General features: G+C 65.0%; 8 protein-coding genes and 1 pseudogene. 6 read left to right on the top strand and 3 right to left on the bottom strand.

Going from position 1 to position 12,795, the window contains the following annotated elements; genetic code table 11:
- Window positions 1-94: 94 nt before the first annotated feature.
- From PLD_RS13445 to PLD_RS13425, 5 genes are all read left to right on the top strand, one after another.
- Window positions 95-1,339: an exonuclease SbcCD subunit D C-terminal domain-containing protein gene (locus PLD_RS13445; RefSeq protein ID WP_159893332.1), complete on the top strand. Its 1,245-nt coding sequence runs from the start codon at window positions 95-97 to the stop codon at window positions 1,337-1,339.
- Window positions 1,336-4,980, top strand: a complete 3,645-nt coding sequence (locus PLD_RS13440; RefSeq protein ID WP_159893330.1) for an AAA family ATPase — start codon at window positions 1,336-1,338, stop codon at window positions 4,978-4,980. The genes PLD_RS13445 and PLD_RS13440 overlap by 4 nt, the downstream gene beginning before the upstream one ends.
- An 11-nt stretch (window positions 4,981-4,991) precedes the next feature.
- Window positions 4,992-5,615, top strand: coding sequence for a glutathione S-transferase (locus PLD_RS13435; protein ID WP_159893516.1), 624 nt, complete (start codon window positions 4,992-4,994; stop codon window positions 5,613-5,615).
- Window positions 5,616-5,854: 239 nt separating this feature from the next.
- A complete protein-coding gene (locus PLD_RS13430) occupies window positions 5,855-6,796 on the top strand; it encodes a choline ABC transporter substrate-binding protein (protein ID WP_159893328.1) in 942 nt (313 codons plus the stop codon).
- Window positions 6,797-6,810: 14 nt separating this feature from the next.
- The gene (locus PLD_RS13425; protein ID WP_159893326.1) at window positions 6,811-7,782 is read left to right on the top strand and encodes an alpha/beta hydrolase; all 972 of its coding nucleotides are present in this window, start codon (window positions 6,811-6,813) and stop codon (window positions 7,780-7,782) included.
- A 17-nt stretch (window positions 7,783-7,799) separates the two neighbouring features.
- Here the strand turns inward: PLD_RS13425 and PLD_RS13420 are convergent, their stop codons facing one another.
- From PLD_RS13420 to PLD_RS31120, 3 genes and pseudogenes are all read right to left on the bottom strand, one after another.
- Window positions 7,800-8,972, bottom strand: coding sequence for a pyridoxal phosphate-dependent aminotransferase (locus PLD_RS13420; protein ID WP_159893324.1), 1,173 nt, complete (start codon window positions 8,970-8,972; stop codon window positions 7,800-7,802).
- Between the two features lie 83 nt (window positions 8,973-9,055).
- Window positions 9,056-9,919: a methyl-accepting chemotaxis protein gene (locus PLD_RS31125; RefSeq protein ID WP_371929010.1), complete on the bottom strand. Its 864-nt coding sequence runs from the start codon at window positions 9,917-9,919 to the stop codon at window positions 9,056-9,058.
- A pseudogene (locus PLD_RS31120) lies at window positions 9,914-10,681 on the bottom strand (MCP four helix bundle domain-containing protein); the annotation flags it as partial. The gene PLD_RS31125 and the pseudogene PLD_RS31120, both read right to left, overlap by 6 nt.
- A gap of 374 nt (window positions 10,682-11,055) precedes the next feature.
- On the opposite strand from PLD_RS31120, the gene hpaB reads away from it, so the two are divergent.
- Window positions 11,056-12,618 carry a 4-hydroxyphenylacetate 3-monooxygenase, oxygenase component gene (gene hpaB, locus PLD_RS13410; RefSeq protein ID WP_159893320.1) on the top strand — a complete coding sequence of 521 codons (1,563 nt, stop codon included), beginning with the start codon at window positions 11,056-11,058 and terminating at the stop codon, window positions 12,616-12,618.
- Window positions 12,619-12,795 lie beyond the last annotated feature (177 nt).

Here is a 12,795-nt window from a genome sequence, read left to right as displayed (position 1 = left end):
TGCAGCCGCAAGCGGCAAGATTCGCTTGCCACTTGCCACTTGCCACTTGCCACTTGCCACTTGCAGCTTTTAGCTGCTTCCCCTGGAGTTTGCCTTGCGTCTGTTTCACACCTCCGACTGGCACCTGGGCCAGAACCTCCATGGCCAGGAACGCGACTTCGAACACGCCTGCTTCCTTGAATGGCTGTTGCGTCAGCTCAAACACGAACAGCCGGATGTGCTGCTGATCGCCGGCGATGTGTTCGACACCGTCAACCCGCCGGTCAAGGCCCAGGAGCGGCTCTACGACTTCATCGTCAACGCCCACGAACAGCAGCCGGCGCTGACCATCGTGATGATCGCCGGCAACCATGACTCCGGTTCGCGCATCGAACTGCCCGCCCCCTTGATGCGGCGGCTGCGCACCCACGCACTGGGCCGGGTGCTGTGGCTGGATGACGGCCAGCTGGACGCCGAGCGCCTGCTGCTGCCGCTGCCGGATGCCAGCGGCGCGATTGTCGCCTGGTGCCTGGCCCTGCCGTTCCTGCGGCCGGCGGAAGTCACCGGTCCGCAGCTGGGGGACGACTACCTCAAGGGCATCGCCCAGGTCCATGCATGGCTGATCGCCGCGGCCAACGCCCGCCGCCAGCCGGGACAGGCGCTGATCGCCGTGAGCCACGCCCACATGGCCGGCGGCTCGGTGTCCGAAGACTCCGAGCGCAGCCTGATCATCGGCAACGCCGAAGCCCTGCCCGCCACGTTGTTCGGCGCGGACATCAGCTACGTGGCCCTGGGGCACCTGCACAAACCGCAGAAGGTCAATGGCGAGGAACGCATCCGCTACAGCGGCTCGCCGATTCCCCTATCGTTTTCCGAAATCGACTACAAACACCAGATCCTCGATGTACACCTGGACGGCCAGACCCTGGTCAGCGTCGAACCGCGGCTGATTCCCCGGGCGGTGAACCTGCAACGCCTGGGCCCGGCGCCCCTGGGGGAGATCCTGACCCAGCTCGGCGAGCTGCCGGACATCGACCTGTTGGCCGAAGAGCAGCGCCAGCCCTGGTTGGAAGTGCGGGTGCGCCTGGACGAGCCGCAACCGGACCTGCGCCAGCAAGTGGAAAGCGCCCTGCAAGGCAAGGCCGTGCGCCTGGTGCGAATCGCCGCTGAATACGCCGGCAAAGGCGGCCGCGATGGCGAGGACGAGACTGCCGAGCTGATCGAACTGGATCAACTGAGCCCCGAAGAGCTGTTCCGCCGGGCCTGGCGCGACGCCTACGCCAACGAGGTCGATGAGCAGACCCTCAAGGATTTCGCCCTGCTGTTGCAGGACGTTCAGCAAGAAGGGGAACAGCCATGAAGATCCTGGCCATCCGCCTGAAGAACCTGGCCTCCCTGGCCGGCCCGTTCGAGATCGACTTTACCGCCGAGCCCCTGGCCAGCGCCGGGCTGTTCGCCATCACCGGGCCCACCGGCGCCGGCAAAAGCACCCTGCTCGACGCCCTGTGCCTGGCGCTGTTCGGCGCCGTGCCACGGCTGAACAACATTGCCAAGGAAAACAAGGTTCCGGATGTCGACAGCGAGATTTCCACCGGCGACCCGCGCACCCTGCTGCGCCGGGGCACGGGCAGTGGTTTTGCCGAGGTGGACTTCGTCGGCATCGACGGCCGTCGCTACCGCGCCCGCTGGGAAGCCAATCGCGCCCGGGACAAGGCCAACGGCAAGCTGCAGGCCAGCCGCCAGAACCTCACCGACCTGGACAGCGAGCAACTGCTGAGCAACCAGAGCAAAAGTGAATACAAACAGCTGATCGAAGCCCGGCTGGGGCTGAATTTCGAGCAGTTCACCCGCGCGGTGATGCTGGCCCAGAGCGAGTTCAGCGCCTTTCTCAAGGCCGACGACAAAGAGCGCAGCGAGCTGCTGGAAAAGCTCACCAACACTGCGATCTACAGCCAGCTGGGGCGGCGCGCCTACAGCAAGAGCAAAGACGCCGACGAAGCCCACAAAGTGCTCCAGGCCCAGGCCAGTGGCATCACCCCGCTGGCCCCCGAGGCCCGGGCCGAACTGGACCAGCAGTTCAACGACGCCCAGCAACAGCTCAAGACCCAGCAGGCCCAGCTCAAGCAACTGGAGGCCCAGCACAGCTGGCTCAAGGAATTGCGCCAATGGCAGGAGGCGCAGCAGAACGCCACCGAGCAGTTGCAACAGGCCGAGCAGGAGGCTCAGACCCTGGCCCCAGAGCGCCTGCGCCTGCAACGGCTGGAGCAACTGGCGCCGCAGCGTCACCAATTCCTGCGCCAGATCGAGCTGCGCCAAGCGCTGGAGCCCCTGGGCCAACAGATCGAGCAGCAGGCCGCGCAACAGGTTGAGCTGCAACAACGTCACCAACAGCTGCAACAGCACGTGCTCGACGCCGACAGCGCCCTGACCCAGGCCCAGAGCCAGCACGGCGACAGCGTCCCGCTGCTGCGCGAAGCCTTTGCCGAACAGGGCAACCTGAGCCGTCTTGGCCAGAGCCTGAGCGACGCCGGCGAAACCCGTGACCGCGCGCAAAGCGTCAGTGCCCAAGGCCAGCAAAGCATTGCCGAACTGCTGGAGAAGCAGCGTCTGGTGGGTGAGCGCCTGGAGCGGATTGCCGGGCAGTTGGCGCACAGCGCCGCCCTCGCCCCCTTGAGCGAAGCCTGGACGCTCTACCGCGAACGCTTGCAGCAACTGATGCTGATCGGCAACCGCCTGAACCAGGGCCAGGCCGAACTGCCGGCCCTGGAACAGCGGGCCGGCAGCGCGGCTCAGCAACTGGCCGAACAACGTACCCACCTTGAATTGCTCTACAGCGAAGCCGGTGCCGAACCCCAGGCCGTGGCCGAGCAGATCCAATTGCTGGACGGCCTGCTCAAGGACAACCGCAAGCAACAACGGGCCACCGAAGAGCTGGCACGGCTCTGGGCCCAGCAACAGGAACTGGACCTGCGCGGCCAGGCCCTGCAAGACAAGCAACAAGCCGTGGCCGCCCAGCGTGAAGCGCTGAACCAGGCCGGCCTGCAAGCCAAGGCCGAACTGAGCGTCGCCGAGCAGACCCTGAGCGTCACCCAGGCCTTGCTGGAGCGCCAGCGCCTGGCCCGCAGTGCCAGTGTCGAGGAACTGCGCGAGCAGTTGCAGGACGACCAGCCCTGCCCGGTGTGCGGCAGCGTCGAGCACCCCTATCACCAGCCCGAAGCCCTGCTGCAAAGCCTGGGGCGCCATGACGAAAGCGAAGAAGCCAACGCCCGTCAGGCGGTGGACAGGCTCAAGGAACAGCTCAACGAACTGCGGGCCCAGGTCCAGGGCCTGATCGCCCAGCAGAAGGAATTCCTCCAGCAACAGGAACAGCTGGCCAGCCAGCAACAGGCGCTGGCCCCCAGCCTGCAAGCCCACCCGCAGAGTGCCAGCCTGCTGGACCAGGACCCGGCTCGACGCGATGCCTGGCTACGCCAGCAACTGGAGCAGTTGCAACAGAGCATCACCCAGGATGAGAGCCGCCTGGATGCCTTGCTGACCCTGCAAAAGGACGCCACGCGGCTCCAGCAGCAGTTGCAGCACGCACAAGACGCCAGCCAGCAGGCGGCCCAGCATCTGCACAAGCAGCAGGAGCAATTGGCCGCCGACCAGCAGCGTCTGGAGGAAGAACTGGCCAGCTTCAACCACCTGCTGCCGGCCGAGGTGCAAGAAGGCCTGCGCGGTGATCCGGCCAGCACCTTCATGCAACTGGACCAGCAGGTCCTGCAACGCATCGAACAACTGCGCGAGCAGCAGGACGAAACCGCAGAACAACAGCAGCGCCAACTGCTGCTGGACAAGGAGCAGGACCGCCAGCTGACCCGCCAGCAGCAACTGAGCGACGCTCAGCAGCAGCTCGACACCCTGAGCCAACAGCAGCAGGCCTGCCAGGACCGGCTGGCCGCCCTGCTGGGGGCGCACCCTAGCGCCGAGCTCTGGCAGCAACAGCTCGATCAAGCCGTGGAACAGGCTCGCAGCGCCCAGGCCAAGGCCCAGCACGAGCAGCACGAGCTGCAGCAGCAACTGATCCAACTGAGCGCCGAACTCAAGGCCCGGCAAGAGCGTCTGCAAGCCCTAGACAGCGAACAGCAGCAACTGGCCGGCAGCATCGAGCAATGGCGCGCCCAGCACCCGGAACTGGATGATGCCGGCCTGCAACAGTTGCTGGAATTGGATGAGGACCAGATCCAGCAACTGCGCCAGCGCCTGCAGGCCAACGACAAGGCCATCGAGCAAGCCAAGGTCCTGCTCCAGGAGCGCCAGCAACGCCTGCAACAGCACCAGGCCCAGCACAACGGCAACCTGGAGGCCGGGCAACTGCTCCAGGCCCTTGAACAGCTGCAGCAACAAGCCCTCGCCAGCGAACAGCACGTAGCGGAACTGCGCGCCCGACAAAGCGAGGACCAGCGCCGCCAGGAGGCCAATCAAGCGCTGGGCCAACGCATCAACGACGCCTACCAGCAGTGGCAGCGCTGGGCGCGCCTGAGTGCCCTGATCGGCTCGGCCGAAGGCGACAAATTCCGCAAGATTGCCCAGGCCTACAACCTTGACCTGCTGGTGCATCACGCCAACGCCCAGTTGCGCCAACTGGTGCGGCGCTACCGCCTCAAGCGCGGCGGCAGCATGCTCGGCCTGCTGGTGCTGGACACCGAGATGGGCGACGAACTGCGTTCGGTGCACTCGCTGTCCGGCGGCGAGACTTTCCTGGTGTCCCTGGCCCTGGCTCTGGGGCTGGCCTCGATGGCCTCCAGCACCCTGAAGATCGAGTCGCTGTTTATCGACGAAGGCTTCGGCAGCCTCGACCCCGAGTCGCTGCAACTGGCCATGGACGCCCTTGACGGTCTGCAAGCCCAGGGACGCAAAGTCGCGGTGATTTCCCACGTCCAGGACATGCACGAACGGATCCCGGTGCAGATCCAGGTCAGCCGCCAGGGCAACGGCCTGAGCACCCTGGAGGTGAAATGATCACTCGGCCGATGCCTGAGGCGACCCTCTACTCCTTCCGCCGCTGCCCTTACGCCATGCGCGCGCGACTGGCCCTGCGCTACGCCCAGGTGCCGGTGCAGATCATCGAGGTCAGCCTCAAGGCCAAACCACCCGAGATGCTCGCGCTGTCGGCCAAGGGCACGGTGCCGGTGCTGGCGGTGGACGGGCGGGTAATCGATGAGAGCCTGGAGATCATGCACTGGGCCCTGGAACAGCAGGACCCCGAGGACTGGCGGCTGACGGCGGACCCAGCGGCCCCGGCGCAGATGACGGCGCTGATTGCCGAGAATGATCAGGTGTTCAAGGTGCACCTCAATCGCTACAAGTACGCCGAGCGCTACCCCGAGGCGCCCATGGAACATTACCGGGCTCAGGGGGCAGTATTCCTCGCGCAGTTGGAGTCTCGACTACAAGAACAGCGCTATCTACTGGCCGAACGAGCGAGCCTGGCGGACATGGCGCTGCTGCCCTTTGTCCGCCAATTTGCCCATGTGGATCGGCAGTGGTTTGCGCAGGCGCCCTATCCGGCGCTGCACGCTTGGTTGCAAGGCTTGCTGGAATCGCAGCTATTCACCGCGGTCATGGCCAAACCCCCAAGCAACATTGACCTGTAGCCGCTACTGAGCCTTGGCGAAGCGGCGACCAGGCTCGCAGAAGCTGCCTGACCTCCCGCAGATCCCCTGAGGTCTGCGAGCGCTAGCCGCTACGCCCCACTCTCACTTCCAGCGAGTCGTCACAGGGCAAAAGCCGGTCGCCCCAGGGCGTTTCCTGGCGCGCCGCTGCCACGTAAGGTGGCGGTCATGGCGCAGTAAGACGCCGATGCCATAAAAATCACCTGCCGGATGAGCCCCCGATGAAAGCACCGTTCAAACGTTGTTGCTCGATCCTCTGCGCCAGCGTACTGCTGAGCGCCCCCACCTGGGCCGCCGAGCCCGCTTCCTGCAAGACTGTGCGCATGGGCGTGGTCAATTGGACCGACGTGATTGCCACCAGCGCCGTGGCCGATGTGCTGCTCACGGACCTGGGCTACAAGAGCAAGCAGACCAGCGCCGTGCAGCAGATTCTCTTCGCCGGCATCCGCGATAAACGCCTGGATGTCTTCCTTGGCTACTGGAAACCGGCCATGGACCAGAACATTGCGCCCTTCCTTGAGGCCGGGCAGGTCAAGGTGTTGGCCCAACCCAGCCTCGCCGACGCCCAGGCCACCCTGGCGGTGCCGGATTACGTTGCGCAAGCGGGCCTTAAGACCTTTGCCGACATCGCCCGTTTCAAGCAGCAACTGGGCGGCAAGATCTACGGCATCGAACCCGGCAGTGGAGCCAACACCACCATCAAGACCATGATCGATACCAACCATTTCGGCCTCAAGGGCTTCAAGCTGATCGAGTCCGGCGAGGCCGGGATGCTGGCGGCGGTGCAACGGGCGATCAACCGCAAGGAGTTTGTGGTGTTCGTCGGCTGGACCCCGCACCCCATGAACATCAACCTGCGCATCACCTACCTGACCGGCAGTGAAGACGTGTATGGACCCAACGAGGGCGCGGCCACGGTGTCTACGGTCACCGCACCGGATTACGCCGAGCGCTGCCCCAACGTCAATCGTCTGCTGCAGAACCTGACGTTCAACGCCGCCCAGGAAAGCCAGCTGATGGTGCCGATCATGGCGCGCAAATCGCCGCAGGACGTGGCGCGCCAGTGGCTGCGCGAGCACCCCGAGGACCTGCAGCGTTGGCTGGCCGGGGTGCGTAGCGTCGATGGCGAGGACGGCCTGGCGGCCGTCAAAGCGCGGTTGTAAGGGACGGCCTGTCGATGACCGATTATCCGCTCTCCGCAGAACTGGCGGCCTTTGTCCGCCAGACCCTGAGTTACACCGGCGCCGATGACAGCATCCAGGGCTTGCGCGACAGCTATGAGCGCATGTGCCAAGCCTTCACGCCGCCCTGTCCTCGCGGCCTGGTGGTGCAGGACGTGCCACTGGCCGGGGTGCCGCTGCGCCTCTACCACCCGGACCGCCCACCCCCTGCGGACGGCTGGCCCTGGTTGCTGTACCTGCACGGAGGGGGCTGGGTCGTGGGCGGTCTGCACTCCCACGCTTTCATCACCGCGCATCTGGCCAGCGAACTTCAGGTGCTGGTGATCGCGGTGGACTATCGGCTGGCGCCGGAACACCCGTTTCCAGCGGCGTTCGATGACAGCCTGGCGGTCTGGCGCGCCCTGGAGCAAGGCCTGGCGCCGATCCCCCTGGACCGCCAGCGCCGGGCTGTGATGGGCGACAGCGCCGGTGGCAACCTGGCCGCCGCCCTGTGCCTGGCCTTGCGCGATGCCGCCGAACCCCTGCCTGGCGCCCAAGTGCTGGTGTACCCCGGACTGGGCGGCGACGCCGACCTGCCATCGCGCCGTCAGTGCGCCGATGCGCCCCTGCTCAGCAGCAGCGACCTGGAGGGCTTCCAGTCCCTGTACCTGCCCGGCCCCGAACCGCACTCACCCTATGCGCGACCGTTGTTGGCGCAGGACTTCAGCAACCTGCCGCCGGCCTTTATCGCCCTGGCGGCGTTCGACCCGCTGCGCGATGACGGCGCGTGTTATCACCAACGGCTGCTAGCCGCCGGTGTCTCCAGTGAGCTGTATCCCGGGCAGGGATTGGTACACGGTTGCCTGCGGGCCAGAGGCCTGGCGGCGGAAGTCGATGCCCTTTATGACGCCTTGTTGCACCACCTGCGCCAGTGCCTGCGCGCCCCTGAACTCAGCATACGAACCCCGGGCGCTCAAGCAACGCCGTGATTGACCGGCGACAACCGCTAGAGCAGTTCATCGGTGCACCGCGCGATGCGCCGACAAGCCTCGGCCAGATGCTCGCGGTTCAGCACCAGCCCGATGCGGATATGCCCCGCGGCGCTGGGGCCAAAGGCGTCACCGGCAAGCACGGAAACCGCGTAACGCGCCAACAGACGGTCGGCGAATGCCTGGGCGTCCAGGCCGGTACGCCGCACGTCGACCATCACGAACATGCCGCCATCGGGGCAGATCGGGGTCAGTGCGGGGCAGTCGGCCAGCATCGAGCACACCAGATTCCGACGCTGGCGGTACTCCTCGCGCATCTGCGCCAGCTCCGGCAAGTCACTGTCCAGAGCCACCACCGCGGCGTTCTGAACGAAGTCCGGCAGGCCATAGAGCATGCACAGCGACAGATTGCTCAAGTGCCCGGCCAACGCCCGCGGTGCTATCACCCACCCCACCCGCCACCCGCTCATGGCGTGGGATTTGGACAGGCTGTTGATGGTTGCGGTACGTCCGGCCATGCCTGGCAGGCTCGCGGGGCTCAGGTGCTGGCCCTCGTACAGCAGGTCGCAATACACCTCGTCGGAGATCAACCACAGGTCATGTTTGATGCACAGCCCGGCCAGTGCCTCCCAGGCCTCGTGAGACAGGCTGGCGCCGGAGGGGTTGTTGGGGCTGTTGATCAACAGAGCCCGGGTCTTGCCGCCAATGCGTGACGCCACATCCTCGGGCGTGACGCGAAAACCGCACTCCGGGCGCACCGGAATCGGCACCACCTGGGCGCCACACGCACCGAACACACCTTCGTAGGTAACGTACATCGGCTCGGCCACCAGCACCTCGTCCCCAGGGTTGAGCAGACACTGGGCCACCGCAAACACCGCGCACTGCGCGCCAGGCAGCACCACCACGTGCTCGGCGTCCACTTCCTGGCCGCTACGCTTTCGATGACGCCGGGCGATGCAACGCCGCAGGGCAAGGTTGCCGCGCACGTCCGAATAATGCGTATCGCCGGCCAGCAGACTGTCGATGGCGGCCTGGACCACCGGCCTTGGGGTGTCGAAATCCGGATCGCCGACGGTCAGCAGCAACACGTCGACGCCCTGTTCGCGCAGCGCCAGCGCGCGGTAGTGAATATCCCAGGCGGCGCTACCTTCGCCGGCAATCCGTTGAGTCAGCGCGGAATAACGCATCACTTGCTCCTTGAAAGACACTTCAGCTCAAACCCTAGGCGCTGCCACGCCCCTCGTCGAGCAAACGACGAGCCTGGCCTGGGTCAAATCACGAAACGCGCCACCATCGCATTCAGGTCCACCGCCAGACGCGACAGCTCTTGGCTGGCGGCGCTGGTCTGGTTGGAGCCGGCCGCCGACTGCAGCGCCAGGTCGCGAATGTTCATCAGATTGCGGTCAACCTCGCGGGAAACCTGGGCCTGCTCCTCCGAAGCGCTGGCGATCACCAGATTGCGTTCGTTGATCTGATTGATCGAGTCGGCAATCTGCTCCAGGGCCACACCGGCGGAGCGGGCCAGTTCCAGAGTGCTCTGGGTACGCTGGTTGCTTTGCTGCATCGACTCCACCGCCTCGCCGGTGCCGTTCTGGATGCCCGCCACCATCTTCTCGATTTCCTGGGTCGATTGGGCGGTGCGATGGGCCAGGGCCCGCACCTCGTCCGCCACCACTGCGAAGCCGCGCCCGGCCTCACCCGCCCGGGCGGCTTCGATGGCGGCGTTGAGCGCCAGCAGATTGGTTTGCTCGGCGATGGCGCGAATCACATCCAGCACCTTGCCGATGTCGCGTCCCTGGCTCGCCAGGCCTTCGATCATCACCGAGGTGGCTTGCACGTCGTGGGTCATGACCTGAATGGCCTCGACGGTCTGTACCACGCGGTCACGACCGTCACAGGCCACCTGGGTCGATTGCCGGGAAGCTTCGGATGTGGACACTGCGTTGCGCGCCACCTCTTCCACCGCTGCGGTCATTTCATTGACCGCCGTGGCCGCCTGTTGAATTTCGTCGTTCTGTTGCTGGACCCCACGAGAGGCTTCTTCGGTGACGGCGCTGAGTTCTTCCGAGGCCGAGGCCAGCTGGGTCGCCGAACCGGCGATCTGCTCGATGGTCCGGCGCAGGCTCGCCTGCATGTCGGCCAAGGCCCGCAGCAGGCGCGCCGGCTCGTCAGTCCCTTCGATCTCAATGGCCTGACGCAGGTTGCCGCCGGCGATCACCTCAGCGGCGTTCAGGGCCTTGTTCAGCGGGGTGACGATGCTGCGGGTCAGCAGCAAGGCCAGCACCACCGTCAGCAACGCGGCAATCACCGCAACGCTGACAATCCCGACAATCGCGCCACTGTATTGTTCGCCGGCAGCATGGGAGGCACTTTTGGCTCCGGCGGCATTGATCGCCACCAGTTGATTCAACTGCTGGCCCATCTGGTCGGTGCCATTTTTGATCCGGGTATTAATCAGTGCCCGCAGCTCATCGAGCTTGTTCTGACGCGACAGTTCAAGCATTTCATTCTGGGCTTGCAGGTACGTCGCCAGGGTCGCAGAGAAAGTCTTGTACAGCGCGACCTCCTCCGGCACCGCCGGCAACGCTGCGTAACTGGCCTGGGCCTGTTTGACCTTGTCCACCAACACGCCGATGCGTAGTTGGGCTTCCTGCAAGGCGGCCGGGTCACGGTTCACCAGGACCCGGAACGACAGAATCCGCATGCGCAATACGTTTTCGGTGAGGTTGCCAAGAAAGCTGACGCTGGGCAGTAGATTGCTTTCCATGTTCACCGACGCCTCACGGATGGTCGACATGCGATTGACCGCGAACACACCGAGCCCGATGACCAGCAAGGCGATGAAGGCAAAACCGAGGAAAGCGCGAGGAGCGATATTCAGGTTACGCAATGACATAGGACGACTCTCAGAGGAGAACGGGCAACAAGCGTCCATGCCATGAAACGTCTGGCGCTGGGGACAGGCGCCGACGGTAGGCACCCGCGAATATATCTGCGGGGCTGTTACAGGTATCGGCCGAACTTGCGCTTCTATATGGCTGATGCAAAAAAAATCCCCCCATCGGCACGCTGTTTTAGACCGCAGACACCAGAATGTGAAGTGAAACGATAAAGCGGTTCACATCCGTCCTCAGGGCCCTCGCCAGTCCCCAGCTCAACCGAGCGCGCGGCCCATGGAAAGTGCAACTGATTCGCCGGAAAAGCCATTTTTTCCCCGGCCGAGCCTGCCCATCATGGCCCCAGTCAATAAAAACAACGCCGAGACTGGATATGAAACCCGAAGACTTTCGTACCGCAACCGACCGCCCGCTGACCGGTGCCGAATACCTGGCCAGCCTGCGCGACGACCGTGAAATCTACATCTATGGCGACCGGGTCAAGGACGTCACCAGCCACCCGGCCTTCCGCAATTCGGCGGCCTCCATGGCCCGCCTGTACGACGCCCTGCACGACCCGGCCACCCAGTCACAACTGTGCTGGGACACCGACACCGGCAACGGCGGCTACACCCACAAGTTCTTCCGCTCGGCGAAAAGCCCCGATGAACTGCGCCAGCAGCGCGACGCCATCGCCGACTGGTCGCGCCTGACCTATGGCTGGATGGGCCGCAGCCCCGACTACAAGGCCGCCTTCGGCAGCGCCCTGGGGGCCAACCCGGAGTTCTACGGGCGCTTCGCAGACAACGCCCGCACCTGGTACAAGCGCATCCAGGAAGCCTGCCTCTACCTCAATCACGCCATCGTCAATCCGCCCATCGACCGCGACAAACCGGTGGATCAGGTCAAGGACGTGTTCATTTCGGTGGACGAGGAAGTCGAGGGCGGGATCATCGTCAGCGGCGCCAAGGTGGTGGCCACCAACTCGGCCCTGACCCACTACAACTTCGTCGGCCAGGGCTCGGCCCAGTTGCTGGGGGACAACACCGACTTCGCCCTGATGTTCATCGCCCCGATGAACACCCGTGGCATGAAGCTGATCTGCCGCCCTTCCTACGAATTGCAGGCGGGCATGACCGGCTCGCCCTTCGACTACCCGCTGTCCAGCCGCTTCGACGAGAACGACGCGATCCTGATCATGGACAAGGTGTTCATCCCCTGGGAGAACGTGCTGATCTACCGCGACTTCGAGCGCTGCCGCCAGTGGTTCCCCCAGGGCGGTTTCGGTCGGCTGTTCCCGATGCAGGGCTGCACCCGGCTGGCGGTCAAGCTCGACTTCATCACCGGGCTGCTGGTCAAGGCCCTGCAATGCACCGGCTCCCTGGAATTTCGCGGGGTCCAGGCTCAGGTCGGCGAAGTGGTGGCCTGGCGCAACCTGTTCTGGTCCCTGACCGACGCCATGCACGGCAATGCCAGCGAATGGCTGAACGGCGTCTACCTGCCCAGCACCCAGGCCTTGCAGGCGTACCGGGTGCTGGCGCCCCAGGCCTACACCGACATCAAGAAAATCATCGAACAAGTGGTGGCCAGCGGCCTGATCTACCTGCCGTCCGGCTCCCGCGACCTCAAGGACCCACTGCTCAACCAGTACCTCGGCACCTACTGCCGCGGTTCGGGCGGCATGGGCCACGAAGAGCGGATCAAGATCCTCAAGCTGCTGTGGGATGCCATCGGCACCGAGTTCGGCGGTCGCCACGAGCTGTACGAGATCAACTACGCCGGCAGCCAGGATGAGATCCGCATGCAGTGCCTGCGCCACGCCCAGGCCAGCGGTTCGATGAAGGCCATGACCGATCTGGTGGATAAGTGCCTGGGCGACTACGACCTCGACGGCTGGACGGTGCCCCATCTGACCAACCCCGACGACATCAACATGCTCGACCGCATCCGCCAATAGCCACGGATCTGGTCCATGTAGGGCCGGGCTTGCGGCGGAAATGGCTGGTGCAGGGGCGGGCTTGGCTGCGAAGGCGCCCGCCCAAGCCCCCCATCGCCCCAGGCCTCTTTCGCCGCCACGCCGGCGCCTACAGGTAATCGTCCGCCGTCGCCCGGTATTGGCAGCAAGACACCCGGC

It is taken from the genome of Pseudomonas sp. LD120 (assembly GCF_009861525.1).
In the GTDB taxonomy this organism is placed as follows: domain Bacteria; phylum Pseudomonadota; class Gammaproteobacteria; order Pseudomonadales; family Pseudomonadaceae; genus Aquipseudomonas.
Note: the sequence above shows the minus strand (reverse complement) of the source record. Positions and strands in the feature narration are given on the sequence as shown.

What these genes read in the sequence shown, in the direction of transcription:
- PLD_RS13435 (WP_159893516.1), top strand. Translation starts at nt 4,992, where the DNA reads ATGCCTGAGGCGACCCTCTACTCCTTCCGCCGCTGCCCTTACGCCATG.
- PLD_RS13420 (WP_159893324.1), bottom strand. Translation starts at nt 8,972, where the DNA reads ATGCGTTATTCCGCGCTGACTCAACGGATTGCCGGCGAAGGTAGCGCC.
- PLD_RS13430 (WP_159893328.1), top strand. Translation starts at nt 5,855, where the DNA reads ATGAAAGCACCGTTCAAACGTTGTTGCTCGATCCTCTGCGCCAGCGTA.
- PLD_RS13440 (WP_159893330.1), top strand. Translation starts at nt 1,336, where the DNA reads ATGAAGATCCTGGCCATCCGCCTGAAGAACCTGGCCTCCCTGGCCGGC.
- hpaB (WP_159893320.1), top strand. Translation starts at nt 11,056, where the DNA reads ATGAAACCCGAAGACTTTCGTACCGCAACCGACCGCCCGCTGACCGGT.
- PLD_RS31125 (WP_371929010.1), bottom strand. Translation starts at nt 9,919, where the DNA reads ATGCAGGCGAGCCTGCGCCGGACCATCGAGCAGATCGCCGGTTCGGCG.
- PLD_RS13425 (WP_159893326.1), top strand. Translation starts at nt 6,811, where the DNA reads ATGACCGATTATCCGCTCTCCGCAGAACTGGCGGCCTTTGTCCGCCAG.